This window comes from Klebsiella sp. GW_Kp182 (assembly GCF_040062275.1).
Classification (GTDB): domain Bacteria; phylum Pseudomonadota; class Gammaproteobacteria; order Enterobacterales; family Enterobacteriaceae; genus Klebsiella; species Klebsiella michiganensis.
Genome location: NZ_JBEAFQ010000005.1, coordinates 94,888 through 120,914, shown reverse-complemented (window position 1 = coordinate 120,914; position 26,027 = coordinate 94,888). Strand labels below are relative to the sequence as shown.

At 55.1% G+C, this 26,027-nt stretch carries 19 protein-coding genes; 11 read left to right on the top strand and 8 right to left on the bottom strand.

The window, feature by feature from the left end; all coding sequences use genetic code 11:
- Positions 1 to 100: 100 nt before the first annotated feature.
- The 4 genes from aceE to ABLU88_RS07190 all read left to right on the top strand — a co-directional run bounded on the left by aceE (position 101) and on the right by ABLU88_RS07190 (position 6,748).
- Positions 101 to 2,764, top strand: coding sequence for a pyruvate dehydrogenase (acetyl-transferring), homodimeric type (gene aceE / locus ABLU88_RS07205; RefSeq protein WP_004098634.1), 2,664 nt, complete (start codon positions 101 to 103; stop codon positions 2,762 to 2,764).
- A gap of 14 nt (positions 2,765 to 2,778) precedes the next feature.
- Positions 2,779 to 4,668, top strand: coding sequence for a pyruvate dehydrogenase complex dihydrolipoyllysine-residue acetyltransferase (gene aceF, locus ABLU88_RS07200; RefSeq protein ID WP_348836259.1), 1,890 nt, complete (start codon positions 2,779 to 2,781; stop codon positions 4,666 to 4,668).
- A gap of 207 nt (positions 4,669 to 4,875) precedes the next feature.
- The gene (gene lpdA, locus ABLU88_RS07195) at positions 4,876 to 6,300 is read left to right on the top strand and encodes a dihydrolipoyl dehydrogenase (RefSeq protein ID WP_004098637.1); all 1,425 of its coding nucleotides are present in this window, start codon (positions 4,876 to 4,878) and stop codon (positions 6,298 to 6,300) included.
- A 163-nt stretch (positions 6,301 to 6,463) separates the two neighbouring features.
- Positions 6,464 to 6,748: a hypothetical protein gene (locus ABLU88_RS07190; protein WP_014227938.1), complete on the top strand. Its 285-nt coding sequence runs from the start codon at positions 6,464 to 6,466 to the stop codon at positions 6,746 to 6,748.
- 51 nt (positions 6,749 to 6,799) lie between these two features.
- Here the strand turns inward: ABLU88_RS07190 and ABLU88_RS07185 are convergent, their stop codons facing one another.
- Complete coding sequence (locus ABLU88_RS07185; RefSeq protein WP_038424070.1) at positions 6,800 to 7,600, bottom strand: DUF2950 family protein; 801 nt, start codon at positions 7,598 to 7,600, stop codon at positions 6,800 to 6,802.
- A 10-nt stretch (positions 7,601 to 7,610) separates the two neighbouring features.
- The gene (locus tag ABLU88_RS07180) at positions 7,611 to 9,209 is read right to left on the bottom strand and encodes a DUF3300 domain-containing protein (RefSeq protein WP_047724456.1); all 1,599 of its coding nucleotides are present in this window, start codon (positions 9,207 to 9,209) and stop codon (positions 7,611 to 7,613) included.
- 355 nt (positions 9,210 to 9,564) lie between these two features.
- Between ABLU88_RS07180 and acnB the strand changes: the two genes are divergently transcribed.
- The 6 genes from acnB (at position 9,565) to ABLU88_RS07150 (ending at position 16,856) form a co-directional block, all read left to right on the top strand.
- Positions 9,565 to 12,162, top strand: coding sequence for a bifunctional aconitate hydratase 2/2-methylisocitrate dehydratase (acnB, locus tag ABLU88_RS07175; protein WP_025106504.1), 2,598 nt, complete (start codon positions 9,565 to 9,567; stop codon positions 12,160 to 12,162).
- A 175-nt stretch (positions 12,163 to 12,337) separates the two neighbouring features.
- Positions 12,338 to 12,700 carry a protein YacL gene (yacL, locus tag ABLU88_RS07170; protein WP_004098646.1) on the top strand — a complete coding sequence of 121 codons (363 nt, stop codon included), beginning with the start codon at positions 12,338 to 12,340 and terminating at the stop codon, positions 12,698 to 12,700.
- Positions 12,701 to 12,881: 181 nt separating this feature from the next.
- The gene (locus ABLU88_RS07165) at positions 12,882 to 13,835 is read left to right on the top strand and encodes a 2-keto-3-deoxygluconate permease 1 (RefSeq protein WP_025106505.1); all 954 of its coding nucleotides are present in this window, start codon (positions 12,882 to 12,884) and stop codon (positions 13,833 to 13,835) included.
- On the top strand, positions 13,832 to 15,103 hold the full coding sequence (locus tag ABLU88_RS07160) for a D-threonate kinase (protein ID WP_348836258.1): 1,272 nt from the start codon (positions 13,832 to 13,834) through the stop codon (positions 15,101 to 15,103). Before ABLU88_RS07165 ends, ABLU88_RS07160 begins: the two co-directional genes overlap by 4 nt.
- Positions 15,093 to 16,076: a D-threonate 4-phosphate dehydrogenase gene (locus ABLU88_RS07155; protein ID WP_122117861.1), complete on the top strand. Its 984-nt coding sequence runs from the start codon at positions 15,093 to 15,095 to the stop codon at positions 16,074 to 16,076. The genes ABLU88_RS07160 and ABLU88_RS07155 overlap by 11 nt, the downstream gene beginning before the upstream one ends.
- Before the next feature lie 9 nt (positions 16,077 to 16,085).
- Positions 16,086 to 16,856, top strand: coding sequence for a DeoR/GlpR family DNA-binding transcription regulator (locus tag ABLU88_RS07150; protein ID WP_032748007.1), 771 nt, complete (start codon positions 16,086 to 16,088; stop codon positions 16,854 to 16,856).
- 23 nt (positions 16,857 to 16,879) lie between these two features.
- Here the strand turns inward: ABLU88_RS07150 and speD are convergent, their stop codons facing one another.
- The 5 genes from speD to ABLU88_RS07125 all read right to left on the bottom strand — a co-directional run bounded on the left by speD (position 16,880) and on the right by ABLU88_RS07125 (position 21,590).
- Complete coding sequence (gene speD / locus ABLU88_RS07145) at positions 16,880 to 17,674, bottom strand: adenosylmethionine decarboxylase (protein ID WP_004098656.1); 795 nt, start codon at positions 17,672 to 17,674, stop codon at positions 16,880 to 16,882.
- Positions 17,675 to 17,688: 14 nt separating this feature from the next.
- On the bottom strand, positions 17,689 to 18,552 hold the full coding sequence (speE, locus tag ABLU88_RS07140) for a polyamine aminopropyltransferase (protein ID WP_004098658.1): 864 nt from the start codon (positions 18,550 to 18,552) through the stop codon (positions 17,689 to 17,691).
- A gap of 165 nt (positions 18,553 to 18,717) precedes the next feature.
- A complete protein-coding gene (locus ABLU88_RS07135; RefSeq protein ID WP_348836257.1) occupies positions 18,718 to 20,481 on the bottom strand; it encodes an FKBP-type peptidyl-prolyl cis-trans isomerase N-terminal domain-containing protein in 1,764 nt (587 codons plus the stop codon).
- On the bottom strand, positions 20,478 to 20,897 hold the full coding sequence (locus ABLU88_RS07130) for a hypothetical protein (RefSeq protein ID WP_025106509.1): 420 nt from the start codon (positions 20,895 to 20,897) through the stop codon (positions 20,478 to 20,480). Before ABLU88_RS07130 ends, ABLU88_RS07135 begins: the two co-directional genes overlap by 4 nt.
- Positions 20,898 to 21,242: 345 nt before the next feature.
- Positions 21,243 to 21,590 (bottom strand): YacC family pilotin-like protein, encoded by a 348-nt coding sequence (locus ABLU88_RS07125; RefSeq protein ID WP_014227947.1) that lies wholly within the window; start codon positions 21,588 to 21,590, stop codon positions 21,243 to 21,245.
- A gap of 146 nt (positions 21,591 to 21,736) precedes the next feature.
- Between ABLU88_RS07125 and cueO the strand changes: the two genes are divergently transcribed.
- Positions 21,737 to 23,338 (top strand): multicopper oxidase CueO, encoded by a 1,602-nt coding sequence (gene cueO, locus ABLU88_RS07120; RefSeq protein WP_348836256.1) that lies wholly within the window; start codon positions 21,737 to 21,739, stop codon positions 23,336 to 23,338.
- 100 nt (positions 23,339 to 23,438) lie between these two features.
- Here cueO and ABLU88_RS07115 read toward each other — a convergent pair whose 3' ends face one another.
- Positions 23,439 to 25,829: a glucose/quinate/shikimate family membrane-bound PQQ-dependent dehydrogenase gene (locus tag ABLU88_RS07115; RefSeq protein WP_348836255.1), complete on the bottom strand. Its 2,391-nt coding sequence runs from the start codon at positions 25,827 to 25,829 to the stop codon at positions 23,439 to 23,441.
- Positions 25,830 to 26,027: the final 198 nt, after the last annotated feature.

Sequence of the window (26,027 nt, the reverse complement as noted above, 5' to 3'; positions counted from 1 at the left end):
GCAACTAAACGCAGAACCTGTCTTATTGCATTCTCTGACGAGAATTCAATGGGACAGGTTCCAGATTAATCAACGATTAGATAGATAAGGAATACCCCCCATGTCAGAACGTTTACCAAATGACGTGGATCCGATCGAAACTCGCGACTGGCTACAGGCGATCGAATCGGTCATCCGTGAAGAAGGTGTTGAGCGCGCTCAGTATCTTATTGACCAACTCCTTTCTGAAGCCCGCAAAGGCGGGGTGAAAGTGGCTGCTGGCGCATCGACCGGCGGTTACGTGAACACTATTGCCGTTGAAGATGAGCCGGAATACCCGGGTAATCTGGATCTGGAACGTCGTATCCGTTCTGCGATCCGCTGGAACGCGATTATGACCGTTCTGCGCGCATCGAAAAAAGATCTCGAACTGGGCGGCCACATGGCTTCCTTCCAGTCTTCCGCAACCTTCTATGAAGTGTGCTTTAACCACTTCTTCCGCGCACGCAACGAGCAGGACGGCGGCGACCTGGTTTACTTCCAGGGCCACATCTCTCCGGGCGTCTACGCGCGTGCTTTCCTGGAAGGTCGTCTGACTGAAGAGCAGATGAACAACTTCCGTCAGGAAGTTCACGGTAAAGGTCTGTCCTCTTATCCGCACCCGAAACTGATGCCGGAATTCTGGCAGTTCCCGACCGTCTCTATGGGGCTGGGTCCAATCGGTGCGATTTATCAGGCTAAGTTCCTGAAGTATCTGGAACACCGCGGCCTGAAAGACACTTCCAAACAAACCGTTTACGCTTTCCTCGGCGACGGCGAGATGGACGAGCCGGAATCCAAAGGCGCGATCACCATCGCGACCCGTGAGAAGCTGGACAACCTGGTCTTCGTTATCAACTGTAACCTGCAGCGCCTTGACGGCCCGGTTACCGGTAATGGCAAGATCATTAACGAACTGGAAGGCATCTTTGGCGGTGCTGGCTGGAACGTTATCAAGGTTATCTGGGGCGGACGCTGGGATGAGCTGCTGCGTAAAGATACCAGCGGTAAACTGATCCAGCTGATGGAAGAGACCGTTGACGGTGACTACCAGACCTTCAAATCCAAAGACGGCGCTTACGTGCGTGAGCACTTCTTCGGTAAATATCCGGAAACCGCAGCGCTGGTTGCCGACTGGACTGACGAGCAGATCTGGGCCCTGAACCGCGGCGGTCACGATCCGAAGAAAGTCTACGCTGCGCTGAAAAAAGCACAGGAAACCAAAGGCAAAGCCACCGTAATCCTCGCCCATACCATTAAAGGTTACGGCATGGGTGACACCGCTGAAGGTAAAAACATCGCTCACCAGGTTAAGAAAATGAACATGGACGGCGTTCGCTACGTCCGCGATCGTTTCAACGTGCCGGTTGCCGATGCTGATATCGAAAAACTGCCGTACGTGACCTTCCCGGAAGGTTCTGAAGAGCACACCTATCTGCACGCCCAGCGTCAGAAACTGCACGGCTATCTGCCGAGCCGTCAGCCAAACTTCGATGAGAAGCTGGAGCTGCCGACCCTGGAAGATTTCGGGCCGCTGCTGGAAGAGCAGAATAAAGAGATCTCTACCACTATCGCGTTCGTTCGTGCCCTGAACGTGATGCTGAAGAACAAATCCATCAAAGACCGCCTCGTGCCGATCATCGCCGATGAAGCGCGTACCTTTGGTATGGAAGGCCTGTTCCGTCAGATTGGTATCTACAGCCCGAACGGTCAGCAGTACACTCCGCAGGACCGTGAGCAGGTTGCTTACTACAAAGAAGACGAGAAAGGCCAGATTCTGCAGGAAGGTATCAACGAACTGGGTGCCGGTGCATCCTGGCTGGCTGCTGCGACCTCCTACAGCACCAACAACCTGCCGATGATCCCGTTCTACATCTACTACTCCATGTTCGGGTTCCAGCGTATCGGTGACCTTTGCTGGCAGGCCGGCGACCAGCAGGCTCGCGGCTTCCTGATCGGCGGGACTTCCGGTCGTACCACGCTGAACGGCGAAGGTCTGCAGCACGAAGATGGCCACAGCCACATTCAGTCTCTGACTATCCCGAACTGTATCTCTTACGATCCGTCTTACGCGTACGAAGTTGCGGTCATCATGCACGATGGTCTGGAGCGTATGTACGGTGAGAAACAAGAGAACGTTTACTACTACATCACCACGCTGAACGAAAACTACCACATGCCGGCAATGCCAGCAGGCGCCGAGGAAGGTATCCGTAAAGGTATCTACAAACTCGAAACCGTTGAAGGTAGCAAAGGTAAAGTTCAGCTGCTGGGCTCCGGTTCTATCCTGCGTCACGTCCGTGAAGCAGCGCAGATCCTGGCCAAAGACTACGGCGTAGGCTCTGACGTTTATAGCGTCACCTCCTTCACCGAACTGGCGCGCGATGGCCAGGATTGTGAACGCTGGAACATGCTGCATCCGCTGGAAACGCCGCGCGTTCCGTACATCGCTCAGGTGATGAACGACGCTCCGGCAGTCGCATCTACTGACTATATGAAACTGTTCGCTGAGCAGGTTCGTACTTACGTACCGGCCGATGATTACCGCGTACTGGGTACCGACGGCTTCGGTCGCTCTGACAGCCGTGAAAACCTGCGTCACCACTTCGAAGTTGACGCTTCCTACGTGGTGGTAGCAGCGCTGGGCGAACTAGCTAAACGTGGCGAAATCGATAAGAAAGTGGTTGCGGAAGCCATCACTAAATTCAACATCGATGCAGATAAAGTTAACCCGCGTCTGGCGTAAGAGGTAAAAGAATAATGGCTATCGAAATCAAAGTACCGGACATCGGGGCTGATGAAGTTGAAATCACCGAGATTCTGGTCAAAGTGGGCGACAAAGTTGAAGCTGAACAGTCGCTGATCACCGTAGAAGGCGACAAAGCCTCTATGGAAGTCCCGTCTCCGCAGGCTGGCGTCGTTAAAGAGATCAAAGTCTCCGTCGGCGATAAAACCGAGACCGGTAAACTGATCATGATTTTCGATTCCGCCGATGGTGCAGCAGCCGCTGCACCTGCGCAGGAAGAGAAGAAAGAAGCCGCTCCGGCCGCCGCAGCACCGGCAGCCGCCAGCGCGAAAGAAGTTCATGTACCGGATATCGGCGGTGATGAAGTTGAAGTCACGGAAATCATGGTAAAAGTGGGCGACACCATCGCCGCTGAACAATCCCTGATCACCGTAGAAGGCGATAAAGCCTCTATGGAAGTGCCGGCGCCGTTCGCCGGTACCGTGAAAGAGATCAAGATTAACACCGGCGACAAAGTGTCCACGGGTTCCCTGATCATGATCTTCGAAGTGGCGGGCGCAGCGCCTGCCGCGGCGCCGGCGAAAGCGGAAGCCGCTCCGGCTGCTGCTGCACCGGCAGCTTCAGGTTCTAAAGAAGTTCACGTGCCGGATATCGGCGGCGATGAAGTTGAAGTGACTGAAGTGATGGTGAAAGTGGGCGATAAAATTGCCGCTGAACAGTCACTGATCACCGTTGAAGGCGACAAAGCTTCCATGGAAGTGCCGGCGCCGTTCGCGGGTACCGTGAAAGAGATCAAAATCAGCACCGGTGACAAAGTGTCCACCGGCTCCCTGATTATGGTCTTCGAAGTGGAAGGCGCAGCGCCTGCCCCAGCTCCGGCTGCCGCGGCTGCTCCAGCACCAGCTGCTGCACCGGCTCAGGCTGCTAAACCAGCTGCACCTGCTGCAAAAGCAGAAGGCAAATCTGAGTTCGCTGAAAACGACGCTTACGTTCACGCCACCCCGCTGATTCGTCGCCTGGCGCGCGAGTTCGGTGTAAACCTGGCGAAAGTGAAAGGAACTGGTCGTAAAGGCCGTATCCTGCGCGAAGACGTTCAGGCCTACGTGAAAGAAGCGGTTAAACGCGCTGAAGCCGCGCCTGCTGCTACCGGTGGCGGTATCCCGGGCATGCTGCCGTGGCCGAAAGTGGACTTCAGCAAGTTTGGTGAAGTGGAAGAAGTTGAACTGGGCCGTATCCAGAAGATCTCTGGTGCTAACCTGAGCCGTAACTGGGTGATGATCCCGCACGTTACGCACTTCGACAAAACCGATATCACCGATCTGGAAGCGTTCCGTAAACAGCAGAACGCCGAAGCTGAGAAGCGTAAGCTGGACGTGAAATTCACTCCGGTGGTCTTCATCATGAAAGCCGTTGCCGCGGCGCTTGAGCAGATGCCGCGCTTCAACAGCTCCCTATCTGAAGATGCACAGCGTCTGACGCTGAAGAAATACATCAATATCGGTGTGGCGGTTGATACCCCGAATGGTCTGGTTGTTCCGGTCTTCAAAGACGTGAACAAGAAGAGCATTACCGAGCTGTCTCGTGAACTGACCGTGATTTCCAAGAAAGCGCGTGATGGTAAGCTGACCGCTGGCGAAATGCAGGGCGGTTGCTTCACTATCTCCAGCATCGGCGGCCTGGGTACCACCCACTTCGCACCGATTGTGAACGCGCCGGAAGTGGCTATCCTCGGCGTGTCCAAGTCCGCGATGGAGCCGGTATGGAATGGCAAAGAGTTCGTGCCGCGTCTGATGATGCCGATCTCTCTGTCCTTCGACCACCGCGTGATCGACGGTGCTGATGGTGCGCGCTTTATCACCATCATCAACAATATGCTGAGCGACATTCGCCGCCTGGTGATGTAAGCAAAAAGCCGGCCTGACGGCCGGCTTTTTTCTGGTAATCTCTTCTGCGTTTTGAAGTTACCAGCAATAAAGGACAAAATCGTTTGCCGTTTGTTGTTTCAAAATTGTTAACAATTTTGTAAAATGCTTGCGGATAGAACGTCCCGGTGGACATGGGCGTAAAAACAATAGCGTCAGACCCGCCGGATACAAATAACAGAGGTCATGATGAGTACTGAAATCAAAACTCAGGTCGTGGTACTTGGGGCAGGCCCCGCAGGTTATTCTGCTGCCTTCCGTTGCGCTGATTTAGGTCTGGAAACCGTCATCGTAGAACGTTACAGCACCCTCGGCGGTGTTTGCCTGAACGTCGGCTGTATCCCTTCTAAAGCACTGCTGCACGTTGCTAAAGTTATCGAAGAAGCGAAAGCGCTGGCCGAACACGGCATCGTTTTCGGTGAACCGAAAACTGACATTGACAAGATTCGCACCTGGAAAGAAAAAGTCATCACTCAGCTGACCGGCGGTCTGGCTGGCATGGCCAAAGGGCGTAAAGTGAAGGTGGTTAACGGTCTGGGTAAATTTACCGGCGCTAACACCCTGGAAGTGGAAGGCGAAAACGGTAAAACCGTCATCAACTTCGACAACGCTATCATCGCGGCGGGCTCCCGTCCGATCGAACTGCCGTTCATTCCGCATGAAGATCCGCGCGTATGGGACTCCACCGATGCGCTGGAGCTGAAAACCGTACCAAAACGCCTGCTGGTTATGGGCGGCGGTATCATCGGTCTGGAAATGGGTACCGTATACCATGCGCTGGGTTCAGAGATTGACGTGGTTGAAATGTTCGACCAGGTTATCCCGGCTGCCGATAAAGACGTGGTGAAAGTCTTCACCAAGCGCATCAGTAAGAAATTCAACCTGATGCTGGAAACCAAAGTGACCGCCGTTGAAGCGAAAGAAGACGGTATCTACGTTTCCATGGAAGGCAAAAAAGCCCCGGCTGAAGCGCAGCGTTACGACGCCGTGCTGGTAGCTATTGGCCGCGTGCCGAACGGTAAAAACCTCGATGCTGGTAAAGCAGGCGTTGAAGTTGACGAGCGTGGCTTTATCCGCGTTGATAAACAGCTGCGTACCAACGTGCCGCACATCTTCGCTATCGGCGATATCGTCGGTCAGCCGATGCTGGCGCACAAAGGCGTTCACGAAGGCCACGTTGCTGCCGAAGTTATCGCCGGCATGAAGCACTACTTCGACCCGAAAGTTATCCCGTCCATCGCCTATACCGAGCCGGAAGTTGCGTGGGTTGGTCTGACTGAGAAAGAAGCGAAAGAGAAAGGCATCAGCTACGAAACCGCCACCTTCCCGTGGGCTGCTTCTGGCCGCGCCATCGCTTCCGACTGCGCTGACGGTATGACCAAACTGATTTTCGACAAAGAATCTCACCGCGTTATCGGCGGGGCGATTGTCGGCACCAACGGCGGCGAGCTGCTGGGTGAAATCGGTCTGGCGATCGAAATGGGCTGTGACGCTGAAGACATCGCGCTGACCATCCACGCTCACCCGACTCTGCACGAGTCCGTTGGCCTGGCAGCAGAAGTCTTCGAAGGCAGCATCACCGACCTGCCAAACGCGAAAGCGAAGAAAAAGTAAATTTTTCTTTCAGGCAAAATCCAAAAAGCGGCTCAGTGAGCCGCTTTTTTTATCGGTGATGTTTAGAACTGTGTCGCCGTTAATAAAATTGCATATCTTATTAATACTTGAAAAATAGTTACTCAGTAAACTTATAGGTAGTTAACTATATGTGAGGTGTGTGATGAAAAAAGTTTTAACGACGACGCTGCTGGCAGCAACGCTGGTCTCGGGTATGGCCTGCGCGGCCGATGCCGCTATTCCCTGGGCTGATAACAGCGGCGGGACCGAAAGCACCCATATTGCGGCGATGGGCCAGGATTTGAATATGCAGCATCAGCAGATAACAAAGACCAGCGAAGGGGTATGGGCGGCGAATTCCGGCAGCATCAGCTCTGATGAAGCGGCGTTGACCAGCACTAAACCGGCTTTTGCGGGTGACCCGTCTCTGATGCCCCATCAGGGCTAAATCAGCACACAGATATGGCCCGGCGGCGTTATCGCACGCCGGGCTTTTTTTCTATTGATTGATGGCCTGCCAGGCTGAATCCGGCGAAAACTGCGAAATGGCGCGCGCTTTGCTCTGCGTCTCATCCCCTAAATTAGCCTGATAAACCTCATCATTCTGGTTGACCATAAAGCTCATGATGCCGGTTTTTCCCCATTCCACAGGCCACGCCAGCAGGGCGAAGCCCTGACCCTCGCCATCTTGAATGATGCGAAAACGGTAGCCGTGATAGCCTTCTCCCGGTTCGGCGGGGCTAAACGCGGGCCCAAGCGGGCTGGGCGCTTCGCCGGGAGCGGCAGGCCAGTAGAGGCCGTCTTTCTTGCCATCGCTGCTGATAATCCTCTGCGCCCAGGTGTGGTTTAGCCGATAAAAATCCTGCTGGGCATCAACGTAAGCGTGCATCGCCTGAATGGCTGACAGCTCATTGCGGCCAATCGCGCGAGTCAGGATCTCATCTTCAGCAGCGGCCATATCAAAACGCCAGCCGCTCTTATCCTTAATGATGGGGATCGGTAGCCGCCATGCTTCCTGTCCCACCTCCAGCCAGGCGCTATTCTGCTGCTGAACGATACGATGGCTGACTTTCCAGTCGCGCTGAAAGCGAGCGACGGCGTCAGGGTCGATGCCCTCCGGCGGTAAAAATTGCTGCCAGCTATCGCCGAGCAGCCCGTTGAGGGCAGATTCATCATGCCTGCCGATTGCCGCAGCCAGCGCGCTTGCGGCCTGTTCCGGAGAGGAAAACTGCTGCTGAGCCAGCGCCATGGCGGGCGTCATGGCCAGCGCCAGCAGCGTCATTTTTAAAAATTTTTTCATCTGATTATCCTCAGCGGCGGCGCAGTTCACGGTGTTCGGAAAGATGTTCTCTGGCCGCGCTGCGCTGCTCGCTGCTTAAACCCGAGATATGGCGGCTCTGCAGGCCGCGCTCCTGCTGAGACTGCCAGGAGGGAGAGCGGATATCGTTACCGCTCAGGGCGTTGGCGTGCAGATTATTCAGCTTCTGCTGACGTTGTTCGGGCGTTGCGGCCCGGAACTGTTCACGGCGCTGTTGCTGCTGCGCCGTCGGATGCTGAATTTGCGTTTTGACCGCTTCCCGATGCTGCTGTTGTACGGCGCTATTTTTTACCGCCGGCGTGGCGTCATAGCCGCGATAGTTATTGCGCTGGGTCACCTGATGGAGCTGCTGCGACGCGGCCTGGCGCTGGGCATCGCGGGAAGGCGCGTGATTAAGCGCGTTATCCGCAGGCCCGGTACGCTGCTGTAGCTGCGTCATGGCCGCCTGACGCTGCGCGTTGCGATCGGCGGGCTGATGTTGGGTCGCGCTAAGCCCGCCGGGAACATTGGTCTGATGGTAATGCTGCGCAATCGTATTGTTCGGATAGGGAATATTGCCGCGGTAGGCCGGATTATGCTGCCAGCTGGCGTGGTTTCCCGGCAGGTTCTGCCCGGTAATATGGTTGAAATTATTGACGTTGATGTTGATGTTATCGCCGTTGTGCGCGTAGCCGCCGTGATGATCATCATCGTGATGGTGATCGTCATCGTCATGGTGGTGATGATCGTCATCATCCCAGTCGATGCTGCTGAACAGAGCGTAGGTTGTGGCGACGCCGAGGCTATAGCCAAACCCCTTGACGAAGCTGTCGGTAAACTGCTCCCCCGGAGGCGGCGGCAGGTAGACCGGCGGATAGGCGGTGTCAGGCCAGGCGCCGTAAACAACTGAAGGGTTATAGGCCGGCACGTACACCACATTTGGATTGGTGGATTCGATTTTAATCACCTGCGCCGGGGCGGAGGATGTCACGGCGCTGCTGCTGCGGGAAGCGGTGGCCGTGGACGTTGCCGGAGCCGGTGCCGGTGCCGCGGAGCGGGTGGCGGTGATGACTTTCTGCTGCGGCGTGGATTTTAACGTTCCGGTCTGCTGGGCGATGGCGCGTAAGCGCTGCACCGAATCCATGACGTCCTGCGGCTGGGCGAGAAATGCGTTACCCAGGTTTTCAACCCACGGCGCATTTTCTCCCATTAACGCGAGCAGGGAAGGGAAGGCGACCAGCGATTTTACGCTGGGATCCCAGGGCTGATTTGCCACCGCTTGCACCGCCGCGTCGCCCTTCATTGTGGGGTTATCCTGCGACCACTCTACCGCCTGGACAACGTTACTCGGGTAGGTCGAAGCCATCAGCACCTGCGACAGCAGATTGTCCGGATAGAGCGCGATTGGCGCGACCCACTGGTCTATCTGCGCGGGTGTATAGGTCGTGGTCACCGGCTGGGCGGCGGCGGTTGCCTGCGCCGTTTGCGCAACGGCGGGGGGCTCGGGAACCGTTTGCGGCTCCCGGCTTTTGACGTAGAGCGTACCCGCGGCGGCTAATAGCCCGGCGCTACAGAGCAGCGCGAGCAGATGGGGTTTGAAAGGCAGTGTCATGAGAACTCCCGGCACAATAATTGGCCCGTTTTGACAGAGTATTGTCGAAAAGCGGGGGATTGCCTGAGTATAGAGAGCGCGTATTTGCGTTTTTGATTTTAGTTGGGATTTTGCTCAATTATGTGTAACAGAATTAATTTTATATACCGCTAAATTGACAGAAAACCTGCATTATTCTGCCCTTAACGATTCAGCTAATTTTTAATGTTGCTTTTTTGTAAACAGATTAACACCCCGCCAAAATCCTGCTATGCTGCCGACGCGGTATCGGGCATTTACCCTACAAACTGCTGTCTCACAGGAGCGTGAAGAGAATCGCCTACCGCATTTTACAATGAGAGCGAGGAGAACCGTCGTGCTAGAAGAATACCGTAAGCACGTAGCTGAGCGTGCCGCCGAGGGGATTGTACCGAAACCCTTAGATGCAACCCAAATGGCCGCGCTGGTAGAACTGCTGAAAAACCCGCCAGCGGGTGAAGAAGAATTCTTGTTAGACCTGTTAATTAACCGCGTACCGCCGGGCGTCGACGAAGCCGCCTATGTTAAAGCCGGATTCCTTGCCGCGATCGCCAAAGGCGAAGCGACTTCTCCACTGGTTACCCGTGAAAAAGCTGTCGAACTGCTGGGCACCATGCAGGGCGGTTACAACATCCATCCCCTGATTGACGCGCTGGACGACGCAAAACTGGCGCCGATCGCCGCGAAAGCGCTGTCCCACACCCTGCTGATGTTCGACAACTTCTACGATGTAGAAGAGAAAGCCAAGGCGGGCAATGCCTACGCCAAACAGGTTATGCAATCCTGGGCCGACGCTGAGTGGTTCCTGAGCCGTCCTCAACTGGCTGACAAAATCACCGTGACCGTTTTTAAAGTCACCGGCGAAACCAACACCGATGACCTGTCTCCGGCCCCTGACGCCTGGTCCCGCCCGGACATTCCGCTGCACGCGCTGGCAATGCTGAAAAACGCCCGCGAAGGCATCGACCCGGATCAGCCCGGCGCCGTTGGCCCGATTAAACAAATTGAAGCACTGCAGCAAAAAGGTTTCCCGCTGGCGTACGTCGGCGATGTCGTGGGTACCGGCTCATCGCGTAAATCCGCCACCAACTCGGTGCTGTGGTTTATGGGCGACGATATTCCGAACGTGCCGAACAAGCGCGGCGGCGGTCTGGTTCTCGGCGGCAAAATTGCGCCTATCTTCTTTAATACCATGGAAGATGCCGGCGCGCTGCCGATTGAAGTGGACGTAAACAACCTGAACATGGGCGACGTGATCGACGTTTATCCGTTCAAAGGTGAAGTCCGTAACCACGAAACCGGCGAACTGCTGGCGACCTTCGAGCTGAAAACCGACGTGCTGATCGACGAAGTGCGCGCCGGCGGCCGTATCCCGCTAATCATCGGCCGTGGCCTGACCACCAAAGCGCGTGAAGCGCTGGGCCTGCCGCACAGCGATGTGTTCCGTCAGGCGAAAGACGTGGCGGAAAGCAGCCGCGGATACTCTCTGGCGCAGAAAATGGTGGGTCGCGCCTGCGGCGTGGCCGGGGTTCGTCCGGGCGCTTACTGCGAACCGAAGATGACTTCCGTAGGCTCTCAGGACACCACCGGCCCGATGACCCGTGATGAGCTGAAAGACCTGGCGTGCCTGGGCTTCTCTTCCGACCTCGTGATGCAGTCCTTCTGCCATACCGCCGCCTATCCGAAGCCGGTGGACGTCACCACGCACCACACGCTGCCGGACTTCATCATGAACCGCGGCGGCGTATCGCTGCGTCCGGGCGATGGCGTTATCCACTCCTGGCTGAACCGTATGCTGCTGCCTGATACCGTGGGTACCGGCGGTGATTCGCATACCCGTTTCCCGATCGGTATCTCCTTCCCGGCAGGCTCAGGCCTGGTGGCGTTTGCCGCCGCAACTGGCGTCATGCCGCTGGATATGCCGGAATCGGTACTGGTACGTTTTAAAGGCAAAATGCAGCCGGGCATCACCCTGCGCGATCTGGTACACGCCATCCCGCTGTATGCGATCAAACAGGGTCTGCTGACCGTGGAGAAGAAAGGTAAGAAAAACATCTTCTCCGGCCGCATTCTGGAAATTGAAGGTCTGCCGGATCTGAAAGTTGAGCAGGCGTTTGAGCTGACCGATGCCTCCGCCGAGCGTTCCGCTGCGGGCTGTACCATTAAGCTGAACAAAGAGCCGATCGTTGAGTATCTGACCTCCAACATCGTCCTGCTGAAGTGGATGATCGCCGAAGGTTACGGCGATCGTCGTACGCTGGAGCGTCGCGTTCAGGGCATGGAAAAATGGCTGGCGGATCCGCAGCTGCTGGAAGGCGACGCGGATGCGGAATATGCGGCGGTGATCGATATCGATCTGGCCGATATCAAAGAGCCCATCCTCTGCGCGCCGAACGATCCGGACGATGCGCGTTTGCTGTCCGACGTGCAGGGCGAGAAGATCGATGAAGTGTTTATCGGTTCCTGCATGACCAACATCGGCCACTTCCGCGCGGCCGGTAAGCTGCTGGACAACCACAAAGGCCAGCTGCCGACTCGTCTGTGGGTGGCGCCGCCAACCCGTATGGACGCCGCGCAGCTGACTGAAGAGGGCTACTACAGCGTGTTTGGTAAGAGCGGTGCGCGTATTGAAATCCCTGGCTGTTCCCTGTGTATGGGTAACCAGGCGCGCGTTGCCGACGGTGCGACGGTGGTCTCTACCTCAACCCGTAACTTCCCGAACCGTTTAGGTACCGGCGCTAACGTCTTCCTGGCCTCTGCGGAGCTGGCGGCCGTGGCCGCGCTTATCGGTAAACTGCCGACGCCGGAAGAGTATCAGACCTATGTTGCTCAGGTGGATAAAACCGCAGCGGATACCTATCGTTATCTGAACTTCGACCAGCTGGGTCAGTACACCGAGAAGGCCGACGGGGTTATTTTCCAGACCGCGGTGTAATGCGCTAACTCAGCGCTGTACATAATCCCGCCAATGCCCGGTGAACTTTGCGTCACCGGGCATTTTTATTTCCCGTCCCTCCGTCCACCACGCTTTTTTTCTCTTCCACTGCTGCGATAATGACTGTATGGGTACAGTGCAGCGGTGACGCACTGCCCTTGCAGAGGAAAAGACTATGGATTACGAATTTCTGCGCGATATTACCGGAGTGGTAAAGGTGCGAATGTCGATGGATCATGAGGCGATCGGCCACTGGTTCAACGAAGAGGTTAAAGATAACCTTGCCCTGCTGGACGAAGTCGAGCAGGCCGCGCGCACCGTTAAAGGCAGTGAACGTTCCTGGCAACGCGTCGGCCATGAATACACGCTATGGCTGGACGGCGAAGAAGTGATGATCCGCGCTAACCAACTGGATTTTTCCGGCGATGAGATAGAAGAGGGGATGAGCTACTATGACGAAGAAAGCCTCTCGCTATGCGGCGTGGAAGACTTTCTTCAGGTCGTCAACGCCTATCGAAAATTTGTAGGTCAATCCTGAGCAACGTTAATCATTTCCACGGCCGGACAGTTATGTCCGGCTTTTTTTTGGCCTTAACGGCCTGGTTTGATTTTTATTAATCATTTTAAAACTGTGATCTGGCGCGTTTGTGAAGTTTATTTGATTGAATATAATCTTTATGATTTTATTTAATCACAGCATAACAACAGGCGGGAAGACCATGAACATCAAAAAGGCTATAGAACGTGTACCTGGCGGCATGATGGTTGTGCCACTGGTGATCGGCGCCATTATCAATACCTTTGCCCCGCAAGCGCTTGAGATCGGCGGGTTCACCACCGCGCTGTTTAAAAACGGCGCAGCGCCGCTGATTGGCGCCTTCCTGCTCTGTATGGGAGCGGGAATTAGCGTCAAGGCAGCGCCACAGGCTCTGTTGCAGGGCGGTACCATTACGCTGACCAAACTCCTGATCGCCATTGCGATTGGCCTCGGCGTGGAACAGCTCTTTGGCGCTGAAGGGATCTTCGGCTTAAGCGGCGTGGCGATCATCGCTGCGATGAGTAACTCGAATGGCGGGCTTTACGCCGCGCTGGTTGGCGAGTTTGGTAACGAGCGTGATGTGGGAGCGATCTCCATCCTGTCACTGAATGACGGGCCATTCTTTACGATGATCGCGCTGGGCGCGGCGGGGATGGCCAACATTCCCATTATGGCGCTGGTCGCCGTGCTGGTGCCGCTGGTGGTGGGAATGATCCTGGGTAACCTCGATCCCAACATGCGCGACTTCCTGACCAAAGGCGGCCCGCTGTTGATTCCGTTCTTCGCTTTTGCGCTGGGCGCAGGGATCAACCTTGAAATGCTGCTACAGGGCGGTCTGGCGGGCATTCTGCTCGGCGTGCTGACGACCTTTATCGGCGGTTTCTTTAACATTCGTGCCGACCGTCTGGTGGGCGGAACCGGGATTGCCGGCGCGGCGGCGTCCAGTACCGCCGGAAACGCCGTGGCGACGCCGCTGGCGATTGCCCAGGCCGATCCCTCTCTGGCAGAGGTTGCCGCCGCGGCCGCGCCGCTGATTGCCGCATCGGTGATCACCACCGCGATTCTGACGCCGGTCCTCACCTCATGGGTGGCTAAGAAGCAAGCGCGTCAGGTTGCAGAGGAGAAAAAAGCATGAAAATGATCGTTATCGCCGACGACTTTACGGGTTCTAACGATACCGGCGTGCAGCTGGCAAAGAAGGGGGCGCGCACGGAAGTGATGCTAACGCCGGATCAAAAACCTTCGCGTCGCGCTGATGTGCTGGTGATCAACACCGAAAGCCGCGCGATGCCTGCAGCTGAGGCCGGGAAAGCGGTAGCGCAGGCGTTAGCGCCGTGGTGCGATGGTGATGCGCGTCCGCTGGTTTACAAGAAAATCGACTCTACTTTCCGCGGCAACGTGGGGGCTGAAGTGACGGCGGCAATGCGTGCTGCAAACCGGAAGCTGGCCGTAATTGCGGCGGCTATCCCCGCAGCCGGGCGCACCACCCGCGACGGATTATGCCTGGTCAACGGTACGCCACTGCTGGAAACCGAATTCGCCAGCGATCCGAAAACGCCCATTATCTCCTCACGCATTGCGACGTTGATCGCCCTGCAAAGCGATATCCCGGTTCATGAAGTGTCGCTCGAAGACGTTCGTCGGGGGCAATTGAGCGCCCTGTTGACGGCTTTTTCAGCCGAGGGGGAGTGCATGGTGGTGGTGGATGCCGTGGAAGATCGCGATCTGTTGCTGATTGCCCAGGCTATTTGTGAACAAAAGGAGATGCCGCTGTTGGTGGGCGCTGCCGGGCTGGCGAACGCGCTACCAGTCAGCACCTTCATGCAGGAAAAGCAGGAGCTACCGGTACTGGTGGTGGCCGGATCGATGAGCGAGGCCACGCGGCGGCAGGTTGAAAAAGCGCTCTGCCAGGCGCGCGCCAGCGTCGTGGATATTGACGCCTCGCGGCTGGCCTCGGCGCAGTACGAGCAGGAAATGGCCGCGGCGGTTGAACAGGCCTGTGCGCTGCTCAGTCGCCAGCAGCACACCATTTTACGTACCAGCCGGAGTGCGGACGATCGGCAGATGATCGACGGCCTGTGCGCTCAGGCTGGCGTAAGCCGCCAGCAGCTCGGTGAGATGCTTAGCGAACGCCTCGGAATGATTACGCTGCGCATTATCGAACAGGCTCGTATTGGCGGGCTGTTCATGACCGGAGGAGATATCGCCACCGCGGTCGCCGCCGCGCTCGGGGCGGAAGGCTATCGCATTCAGAGTGAGGTGGCGCCCTGTATTCCCTGCGGGACGTTCGTTAACAGTGAAATCGACGATCTGCCGGTTATCACTAAAGCCGGCGGATTCGGTTCAGACAGCACCCTTTGTGATGCGCTTTATTTTATTGAGGAGATGTACAGTGGTAACTAAAACAATTGCGATTACGATGGGCGACCCGGCGGGCATCGGTCCGGAAATTATTGTCAAAGCGCTTTGTGAAGACGAGCTCAACGGCGCGCCGCTGGTGGTGGTCGGGTGTCTGAAAACCCTGAAACGTCTGCAGGACAAAGGGCTGGCGGAAGGCGTCACCTTTCGCGCGATCGCCGAGGTCGCGGAGGCGCGATTTGCTCCAGGCGTGATTCATGTCATCGACGAGCCGCTGGCCCAGCCGGACGCGCTGGAGCCGGGTAAAGTGCAGGCCCAGGCGGGCGATCTGGCCTACCGCTGCGTGAAGCGGGCGACGGCGCTGGCGATGAAAGGCGACGTACACGCCATCGCGACCGCACCGCTGAATAAAGAAGCGCTTCATCTGGCAGGGCACAATTATCCTGGTCATACCGAGCTGCTGGCGACGCTGACTGAAAGCCGCGATTACGCCATGGTGCTCTACACCGACAAGCTGAAGGTCATTCATGTCTCGACCCACATTGCGTTGCGTAAGTTCCTCGATACGCTTAATGGCCAGCGCGTGGAGACGGTCATCGGCATCGCGGATCGCTTCCTGAAACGCGTCGGCTTCACCCAGCCGCGCATTGCCGTTGCCGGGGTCAATCCCCATGCGGGCGAAAATGGTCTGTTTGGCGATGAAGAAATACGCATTGTGTCGCCGGCCATTGAAAACATGAAAGCGAAGGGAATCGATGTTTATGGGCCTTGCCCGCCGGACACCGTGTTTCTACAGGCATACGAGGGGCAATATGACATGGTGGTGGCGATGTACCACGATCAGGGACATATTCCGCTCAAACTGCTTGGCTTCTACGATGGGGTGAATATCACCGCGGGTCTGCCGTTCATCCGCACCTCTGCCGATCACGGTACCGCGTTTGATATAGCCTGGACGGGAAAAGCAAAATCTGAGAGCATGGCCGTATCGATTAAATTGGCAATGAAACTGGCGTAATTTCCTGTTATGAAAGGACAACACCGTCTGGATAAGATTGTGGCGTATTTGAAAAATCATACGCTGGTGACCGTGGAACAGCTGGTGGATGCGGTAGAAGCATCGCCTGCAACGATACGACGCGATCTGATCAAACTGGATGAGCAGGGCGTGATCAGCCGCAGCCACGGCGGTGTTGCCCTGCGGCGCTTTGAGCCTTCTCAGCCTACCACCAATGAAAAGCAGCTACGATCGCCTGCGGAAAAGCGGGCGATTGCGCGTTTTGCCGCCTCGATGGTGCAGGCGGGCGACGCGGTGGTACTGGACGCCGGCACCACCATGCTGGAGCTGGCAAAATGCCTGACCCATCTTCCGCTCAGGGTGATCACAGTCGATCTGCATATCGCTCTGTTTTTATCCGAATTCCGCCAGATAGAAGTGACCATCGTCGGTGGCCGCATTGATGACAGCAGCCAGTCCTGTATCGGCGAGTTTGGTCGTAAGATGTTACGTAGCGTCTATCCCGATATCGCTTTTATGAGCTGTAACAGCTGGAGCGTGGAAAAGGGCGTGACGACGCCGACGGAAGAAAAGGCGGGGCTGAAGCAGGAGATCATTGCCAACGCCCAGCGTAAGATCTTACTGGCCGACAGCAGCAAATATGGCGCCCACTCGCTGTTCAACGTCGCTCCGCTGAGCCGCTTCACTGACATTATTACCGATGGGGGGTTGCCTCTTCCCGTTCAGGCTGAGCTGAAAGCGCAGTCCGTTGCCCTTACGCTGGTACAGCCTGAACGTTAAGGATACCGCCAGCCGATACGGTGTTACACGCTCGGGATATTGCGTCCGTAGTAGATTTCGCGCATCTCTTTCCAGAGCAGGTCGGTAATCACCTTACGCTCCTCTTCGCTCAAATCTTCCGGCTTCGTGTGGAACATATAGTGCTTAAGGTCGAACTCCTTAAGCAACATCTTGGTATGGAAAATATTTTCCTGATAAACGTTCACGTCCACCATGTCATACAAAGACTTAATATCCTCGGACATGAAGTTCTGAATGGAGTTAATTTCATGATCGATGAAGTGCTTCATGCCGTTCACATCGCGGGTAAAACCGCGAACGCGATAATCAATCGTGACGATATCGGATTCTAGCTGGTGAATCAGATAGTTCAGGGCCTTCAGCGGTGAAATGACCCCGCAGGTTGAGACTTCAATATCGGCGCGGAAGGTGCACAGTCCGCCTTCAGGATGGCTTTCCGGATAGGTGTGAACGCAGATATGGCTTTTATCGAGATGCGCCACCACGGTTTCCGGTAGCGGACCCGGGTGTTCTGTCTGATCGATAAGCTGCGGATCGACAGGCTCTTCGCTGACCAGGATCGTCACGCTGGCGCCCTGCGGTTCATAATCCTGGCGCGCAATGTTAAGAATATTGGCGCCGATAATCGAACAGGTCTCTGACAAAATTTCCGTCAGGCGGTTGGCGTTGTAGAGTTCGTCAATATAGGCGATGTAGCCATCGCGCTCCTCTGCCGTTTTTGCGTAGCAGATATCGTAAATGCAAAAACTCAGGCTTTTGGTCAGATTGTTAAAGCCGTGCAGCTTCAATTTTTTCAATTTAGATCACCTCCTTACTTAACGGTGGATAGCGCATCCAGTAAATACTGCGGTAAAGCAAATGCCGCCGCGTGAATGGCCGGATTGTAATAACGGCACTTCAGGTTCGACTTGTGAAAACGGGCCTGGATGATTTCACTGGAAAGATGGCGCAGCGCTTCGTTGTCCGTGGCCCATGCGAAGGTCATGATGCCGCCGTAGTAGGTGGGAATCGCCGCCTGATAGAAGCTTACGTCGCTAAAGTAATGGCTGAGCTTGCGATGGCTATCGACGGCCTCATCCTGTTGCAGGAAGCTGACGCCGTTCTGAGCGACGAAGATCCCGCCTGGGTTGAGGCAGCGCTTGCAGCCTTCATAGAAGGCGGAAGTAAACAGGCTCTCGCCGGGACCGATAGGATCGGTGCAGTCGGAGATAATGACGTCAAACGTTTGCGCCGTCTGGTTAACAAAATTGACGCCATCGTCAATCACCAGGGTAAAGCGCGGGTCGTCGTACGCACCCGCGTTATGGTTGGGGAGGTACTGGCGACAGAATGAAACCACGCCAGCGTCAATTTCTACCATGGTGATGGTTTCGACGCTGCGGTGACGGGAGACTTCGCGCAGCATGGCGCCATCGCCGCCGCCGATAATTAACACATGTTTCGCCTGGCCGTGGGCCATCAGAGGAACATGAGTCATCATTTCATGGTAGATAAACTCATCACGTTCGGTGGTTTGTACCACGCCGTCCAGCGCCATCACGCGGCCAAAGGCTGCGTTTTCGAAAATGATTAAATCCTGATGATCGGTTTTCTCATGATACAGAACGTTATCAACGCTGAAATACTGACCAAAATGGTCGTGCAGCGTTTCATGCCACAGATTGCTATCGGCCACGGGCAGATCCTCCTTTGTTAACACCTGTTACACCCATCAAAAATGAGCGCAACATCATAGCCAACTATAGAAGATGATGCACGGTGGATATTTCAGCAAATGAAGCGTGGGGCATTACCCGTTCACAAAGAGGGGAAAGCGCCTCCCCGATGGGAGGCGCCAGGATCAGGGTTTTTTAGCCTGTGGTTCTGCCGCAATGGCGTCAACGATTCTGACGGTATATACCATGGTCGCTCCCGGCGGAATTTTAGGCGGTTTGCCTTCGCTGCCGTAGGCGAGATTGGGAGGGATCACGACCGTTATCGCTCCGTGGTTTCCCAGCCGCTTGAGTGGCCCAAGGAAGATGGGAGGATAAGATTTCAGTGGCTGGGACCAGACTTTCCCCTCCGCTTCCATATCGTTAATGACGGTTCCATCGGTAAGCGTTTCCTTGATAGTGACGGTAACGATATCGCTGTCGAGAATCTTGCTCTTGCCGGCATAATCTATGCGACTGTAAATGCCGTCTTTCAATACCACCCCTTTTTGCTTCGCGAAGTTTTGTTGATATTTCTTTCCTTCGCTAAGGGTTTGCTGTTCGAGCTTCTTTAGGTTCTGAAAGACTTTTTTAGACACATCGAATAAGGCTTTATTGCGCGCTTTCTCATCAAGGGCGATATCCCCTGAAAAAGAATCCATAATCCCCTGTAAAACGGTATCTTTACTGGTTTTTACGCCCTGAGATGCCCGGGTAGATAAGAGCTGCAGCACCTCCTCGCCCATCGATACACCGATAGCGTAAGCCTGTCGCAGAGGCTCTTTTGTAAAGTCGATAGCCAGCGGCTTTTCCGCCTTGGCGTCAGCAAGCCTGGCCTTTAGCCGGGTAATTTCATCGGCGCTGGCCTGCTGTAGGGCGTTGTCCTGACCGGCCTGCTGACGGCCAGCATCCGCCTGAAGGGACGTCTGCGGCGTACTGATGATAACGGCGTCCAGTTTAGCCGTGAGCGCCTGTTTTTCTACTGCCGCGGCCGCCAGCTTTGTCGTTAAATCTGTTTTTTCCGCTTCACTGGCGTTGAGCTTCGCTATCGCTGCTTTCTGCTCGGTTTGAGACGCATCGAGTTTCGTTTGCAGCGCCCGCTGTGCGGCGTCAGCCGCGGTGAGTTTTGTTAGCATTTCCTGCTGAGCTGCCTCTGCAGCAGCGAGCCTTGTTGCGAGAGCTTGCCTCTCTTTCGCCTCTGTCGTGAACTTACCGGTGAGCTCTTGTTTCTCCGCTGCGGCCGCCGCCAGCTTTGAGAGCGTATCTTGCTTTTCTGTTTCCAGCGCCGCGAGCTTCTGCTGCAGGGATTGCTTTTCGGCGGTTGCCTCAGCCAGCTGAAGCTCAACTTTTTGTTTCGCGGATTCTACTAATGCCACTCTTTTTTCCTGCTGCAGCGTTTTATTTTCTGTGGCATTACGCTGGCCCTCGATCTGTTTTATTTCAGCCGCGGCGGATAGCGCGTTATCTATTAATTGTTGTTTTTCGGCTACGGCAGTCGCTAACTTTTTCTCAAGTAGCTGAATTTTATCTTTCAGCGCTTTTTGGTTGTCTGCTTCGGCGTTCACCGTGGCCGGCTTCGCATCAAGCTGCTGCCGAAGTTGGCGGATGAGTTTATCTTTTTGAGCAATGATTGCAGCCTGACGGGAAACTTCATGGGTATTCAGGACGTTTTTTTTATTCGTTGTTTTTGTATTATTGCTTTTCTCCTCAACGGGCTTTACCGGCTCGCTGATTTTTTGCGCCTGATGCTCTTTCGCATAATTTAAAAATGCCGGGCCTGAGGCATCGCTATTTGAGCTCGCCGTGACGCTGATAAGGGCGTCTTTTTCCGCATAGGCATCCGGCGATAGCGCCAGCACAAAAACTGCTGCCAGCGATACCGGATTGAAGTTTTTGGCTATTTTCCCGTTCATGGCTGAACATTTTCACCACGTTTAACAAGGCTATCGATCAGCTCCTTTTCAATATCAGCGCACAGCTTGATTGATTTGAACTGGTACATCGAATCGATCCCCTGTTTTGTCGGTTCTGCCACTTTACTGCGCACAGAATTATATTGTGATGCCGCGCTAAGCAGGGCAGTGAACTCATTGCCGAGTTTGTCCGCCTGTTTGGGGTTCACTTCTTTCAGCGACTCCAGCGCTTTACGGCAAGTGTCTAAACGCGCTTGCTCATCGGCGATTCTCTGCTGTTCGGTTTGCTGTTGGCTTAATGTCGACTCAGATAAGGGTTTCACTAATCCGGCGGATTGCCTGGGTTGTATTGAATTACAACCCGCTAATAAAATGAGGGCCAGAGGGGCTATGCTTGTAAATAAGGATCTGTTCAAGGTTTCATTCCATTGATAAAAAGAGGTGTTATCGGGCGATAATAGTGTGCGAAAAAGAAGAATGCAATAATAGAGTTTATGATTTTTGATGGCGTACTTTTAATATTAGTTATACCCGTCATATTTCACGCTGCTTATGCGTTGGCTACGCTCGCTTACCCCTTGCCGCCTTCAAGTAACTCTAATTATTTAGGGTATATATTAATATGTTGAATGCTTAATGAATTATCATTGAATTCTATGAATTGAGATATAAATTAAGTGCTGTTGTTAATTGAATTGCTATTATTACGCGGCGCCATAGCCGTATTCGCACGGCTACCGTATTATGAAATGAAGGGGGGGTTATTTCACGTAAGCGAGCAGGCTAAGCGAATCGCGGGCCAGCGCTTTGCATTTTTTAGTGGTGGGAATCTGGATTCCGCTAAGGTCCCGGTAGCTATCTTCGCCGAGCGCTTTCATATTGAAGCTGTCGTAATTGCTTAAATCCCATTGATTCTGCTGAGCAAAAAAGACCAGGGCACGGCGAATCTGCGTGTTAGGCAGATTTTGATAACCGCAGTCGTTCTTCAGGAAGACGAATACTGCCGTTAAATCAGCCATATCTTCCGCTTCGGACTCGCTTAATGCATAGCTATTGGCGGAGAGAGTCAGCAGGCTGCCAAGCACTATTGTTCTGAAAAGCGTCTTCATTTTTTCTACCATTGAATCACGGACAAACAAAGTTAGCACACTTCGTTACAGTGCGCCGAGCTTTATTCTTACTCTTCTGCTTGACCTTCCTGTTGGGGGAGGGTTTAAGCTCAATTATTCACCAGCAGAATAAAAAGGATGTGAAAATGCAACGTCGTGAGTTTCTTAAACTAACCGCTGCGGTCAGCGTGGCCAGCGCATTGCCGCTATGGAGCCGCTCGGTTTTTGCCGCCAGCCGCCCATCTTTGCCTGTACCCGAACTGCTTATCGCCGACGCGCGCAATCGCATCTCGTTAATCATCCAGGCTGGAAAAACGCAGTTCGGCCCTCATCTGGCGACCACCTGGGGCTATAACGGCAATCTGCTGGGACCGGCCCTACAGCTTAAGCAGGGTGAGGAGGCGACCATCGACATTCATAACCGTCTGGCGGAGGAGACCACCGTGCACTGGCACGGTCTGGAGGTTCCCGGCGCCGTGGACGGCGGTCCCCAGGGCGTGATTGCCGCCGGAGGCTCCCGCACGGTGACCTTTACCCCAACGCAACGGGCGGCGACCTGCTGGTTCCATCCCCATCAGCATGGTAAAACCGGCAGACAGGTCGCGATGGGGCTGGCAGGGCTGGTGCTGATTTCTGATGCAGAAAGCGAAAAGCTGCTCCTGCCAAAGCAGTGGGGAATTGATGATGTCCCGGTGATTGTGCAGGATAAAAAATTCACCTCAGCGGGAGAGATTGATTATCAGCTCGATATTATGAGCGCAGCCGTGGGCTGGTTTGGCGATACGCTGCTCACTAACGGCGCGCTGTACCCGGAGCACGCTGCGCCTCGCGGCTGGCTACGTTTACGTCTGCTGAACGGCTGTAATGCGCGTTCTTTGAATTTCGCCACCAGCGATAAGCGGCCCATGTACGTCGTGGCAAGCGATGGTGGTCTCCTGGCTGAGCCGGTGAAAGTTAACGCGCTGCCGGTGCTGATGGGCGAGCGTTTCGAAGTGCTGGTGGATACCACTGACGGGAAGCCCTTCGATTTAATTACGCTCCCGGTCAACCAGATGGGGATGGCGATCGCTCCGTTTGATCGGCCGCAGCCAGTGTTACGCGTGCAGCCGCTGACTATCCAGGCTTCCGGTAAGCTGCCGGATGTGCTGGCCGCTATGCCAGCGCTGCCCTCGCTTCAGGGCCTGACTCAGCGTACTTTGCAGCTCTCGATGGATCCGATGCTCGATATGATGGGCATGCAGGCGCTGATGCAAAAATATGGCGACCAGGCCATGTCCGGCATGGACCATGGCATGATGATGAATCACGGAGAGATGGGGAATATGAACAATATGAACCACGGTGACATGGGAAGCATGAATCATGGCGGCACGGCGCAGATGAAGCACGGTAATAAGGAGTTTGATTTCCATAATGCGAATCGGATCAACGGTAAAGCCTTTGATATGAATGTTCCCCTGTTTGCGGCGGCGAAAGGGCAGTATGAGCGGTGGGTGATTTCTGGCAAAGGCGACATGATGCTGCATCCGTTCCATATTCACGGCACTCAGTTCCGTATTTTGTCCGAAAACGGTAAAGCGCCGGCACCCCACAGGAGCGGCTGGAAAGATACCGTCAGGGTTGAAGGCGATGTCAGTGAAGTACTGGTGAAATTTGATCACGATGCGCCGAAAGAACATGCCTATATGGCGCACTGCCATCTGCTGGAGCATGAAGATACGGGAATGATGCTGGGATTTACGGTGTAGAATTCGCTTCCCGTCTAAGGGCGGGGCGTGTGACTTGCTTCGATAGAAAAGAGAGAGATGTACCATAGAGAGAAGGCCCGGAAACCGGGCCTTCTGTTTTTTACTTCGCGTCGTCCGGTAAAGCATAAGCGACGATATAGTCGCCCATCTTCGTGCCAAACGAACCGTGACCGCCCGCAGAGATGACAACGTACTGCTTGCCATTCACTTCATAGGTCATCGGCGTCGCCTGGCCGCCCGCCGGCAGACGTGCCTGCCATAATTTTTCACCGTTGCTCATATTGTACGCGCGCAGGTAGTTATCCGCGGTCGCGCCGATAAACAGCACATTGCCGGCCGTCGAAATTGGACCGCCCAGCATCGGCATACCCATTGTGAACGGGAGCTTAACCGGCATCGGGAACGGCAGGCTATCCTGCGGCGTACCGATACGTTTTTTCCACACCACTTCGTTGGTTTTCAGATCCAGCGCGGAGATATAGCCCCAGGCTGGCTGTTTGCAGGGTAGACCAAACGGTGACAGGAACGGATTAAGCGTAACGCCGTAAGGGACACCGTACTGTGGCTGAATACCGGCTTCGGTCCCGGAACCCTTGGCGTCTTTTGGCTGCTCCATCGGGTTACCTGGGCCGCGAGGGATCAGTTTTGAGACAAACGGCAGCGCCATCGGGTTAGCAATCGCCACCTGGCGGTTCGGATCGACGGAGATGCCGCCCCATTCGAACATCCCCAGGTTACCCGGGAATACCAGCGTGCCTTGTTCTGACGGCGGGGTGAAAATCCCTTCGTAGCGCAGCTGATGGAAGATAACGCGGCACACCAGCTGGTCGAACATGGTGGCGCCCCACATGTCCGCGCCGGTCAGGTCTTTCTTCGGACGGAAGCTCAGGTCGGAGAACGGCTGAGTTTTCGCGACGTAGTCACCTTTCGCCGCCCCTTGCGGAACCGGTCTTTCCGGCGCCGGGACAACCAGTTCACCGTTGCGGCGATCGAGGACAAAAATATTACCGGTTTTTGCCGGAGCGTAGATCACCGGCACGGTTTTACCGTTGACGTCGATATCCGCCAGCGTCGGCTGAGACGGCATATCCATATCCCACAGATCGTGGTGAACGGTCTGGTAGCTCCACGCCAGTTTACCGGTCGTCGCGTTCAGCGCCACGATGGAGCTGGCATAGCGCTCTTGTTCAGGCGTACGGTTGCCGCCCCAGATATCCGGGGTGGTTACGCCCATAGGCAGGTAGACCAGATCCAGCTTCGCGTCATAGGCCGCTGGCGCCCAGGAGTTTGGTGAATTCAGCGTGAAATGATGTTCATCATCAGGAATCGCGTTGGGATCTTTCGCGCCCGGGTCAAAGGCCCACAGCAGTTTACCGGTATTCACATCAAAGCCACGGATAACGCCCGACGGCTCGCGGGTGGAGAAGTTATCGGTCACGGCGCCGGCAATGACGATAGTTTTGTCGGTAATAATCGGCGGTGATGTTGGTTCATACATACCCGGCGTAGTGACAGGCATGTTGGTTTGCAGATTGAGAATGCCTTTATTGGCAAAGGACTCGCACAGCTTACCGGTTTCGGCATTGATGGCGAACAGGCGGCCATCGTTGACCGGAAGAATGATACGACGCGGGCAGTCGGCAACCACATCCGCCGGCGCGTTCTCCGCTTTGGCTTCATGATATGAAACGCCGCGGCAGGTCACGTGCTGGAAAGAGGGGTCAGCGTTGAGCTGCGGATCGAAATGCCACTTTTCTTTACCGGTGGCCGCGTCAAGCGCGAACAGGCGCTGATGAGCGGTACACAGATAAAGCGTGTCGCCCACTTTAATCGGCGTGACTTCATTGGTGATTTCACCCGGATCGTTAGGCTGCTTGAGATCGCCCGTACGGAAGACCCAGGCTTCTTTCAGGTTCTTCACGTTATCGGCGTTGATCTGCTTCAGCGGCGAGTAGCGCTGGCCTTCCTGATTGCGGCCATACGCCGACCAGTCGCCATCGGCTACGTCGGAGATGGGGGCTGCTGGCGTTGCATCAGCGCTCAGCGTACCGTTGACTTCCTGCGGGTCGTTGAAGCCGGCCCAGGTCAGGATACCGCCGCTAATCAGCAGGGCGACAACCAGCCCGGCAACGGCGCCAGAGGAGGGAATCGGCAGGCGGCGCCAGACAAACGGCAGGATAAGCCAGATGCCGAAGAAGACCAGAATGTCGCTACGCGGGGTCAGCGCCCAGAAGTCGAAACCAACTTCCCATACTCCCCAGATCATAGTGGCAAGCAGCAGCGCGGCGTACAGCCAAAGCGCAGAACGCTTGCCGCGGAACAGCAGGACGGTGACGCCAAGCATGACCAGGCCTGCGACAGGGTAGTACCATGAGCCGCCAAGAGCGACCAGCCAGGCCCCGCCCGCTAAAAGATACAGGCCACAGAACGCTGCAAAAAGAGCCGTCAGCGTCACGAGTAGCCGTGATTGTTGAGATTTTGTTTCTGCCATAGAAGGACACTCGTTTGTTTGTTAATTTTTTAACTGCAATTAATTATAGGATTTAACAAGTGTGATCGGAATCACAAAATGGGCTTTATTAATCACTGCATCGCATATTTCTTTTTACTGGTATACTGCGTGGCTTGCCGGTCAACGTCGGTGCAATCGCAGCGGCTTTGATGATTTACATTAAGAATCAAATGGTTA

What these genes read in the sequence shown, in the direction of transcription:
- aceE (WP_004098634.1), top strand. Translation starts at nt 101, where the DNA reads ATGTCAGAACGTTTACCAAATGACGTGGATCCGATCGAAACTCGCGAC.
- aceF (WP_348836259.1), top strand. Translation starts at nt 2,779, where the DNA reads ATGGCTATCGAAATCAAAGTACCGGACATCGGGGCTGATGAAGTTGAA.
- lpdA (WP_004098637.1), top strand. Translation starts at nt 4,876, where the DNA reads ATGAGTACTGAAATCAAAACTCAGGTCGTGGTACTTGGGGCAGGCCCC.
- ABLU88_RS07190 (WP_014227938.1), top strand. Translation starts at nt 6,464, where the DNA reads ATGAAAAAAGTTTTAACGACGACGCTGCTGGCAGCAACGCTGGTCTCG.
- ABLU88_RS07185 (WP_038424070.1), bottom strand. Translation starts at nt 7,600, where the DNA reads ATGAAAAAATTTTTAAAAATGACGCTGCTGGCGCTGGCCATGACGCCC.
- ABLU88_RS07180 (WP_047724456.1), bottom strand. Translation starts at nt 9,209, where the DNA reads ATGACACTGCCTTTCAAACCCCATCTGCTCGCGCTGCTCTGTAGCGCC.
- yacL (WP_004098646.1), top strand. Translation starts at nt 12,338, where the DNA reads ATGGATTACGAATTTCTGCGCGATATTACCGGAGTGGTAAAGGTGCGA.
- ABLU88_RS07165 (WP_025106505.1), top strand. Translation starts at nt 12,882, where the DNA reads ATGAACATCAAAAAGGCTATAGAACGTGTACCTGGCGGCATGATGGTT.
- ABLU88_RS07160 (WP_348836258.1), top strand. Translation starts at nt 13,832, where the DNA reads ATGAAAATGATCGTTATCGCCGACGACTTTACGGGTTCTAACGATACC.
- ABLU88_RS07150 (WP_032748007.1), top strand. Translation starts at nt 16,086, where the DNA reads ATGAAAGGACAACACCGTCTGGATAAGATTGTGGCGTATTTGAAAAAT.
- ABLU88_RS07135 (WP_348836257.1), bottom strand. Translation starts at nt 20,481, where the DNA reads ATGAACGGGAAAATAGCCAAAAACTTCAATCCGGTATCGCTGGCAGCA.
- ABLU88_RS07125 (WP_014227947.1), bottom strand. Translation starts at nt 21,590, where the DNA reads ATGAAGACGCTTTTCAGAACAATAGTGCTTGGCAGCCTGCTGACTCTC.
- cueO (WP_348836256.1), top strand. Translation starts at nt 21,737, where the DNA reads ATGCAACGTCGTGAGTTTCTTAAACTAACCGCTGCGGTCAGCGTGGCC.
- ABLU88_RS07115 (WP_348836255.1), bottom strand. Translation starts at nt 25,829, where the DNA reads ATGGCAGAAACAAAATCTCAACAATCACGGCTACTCGTGACGCTGACG.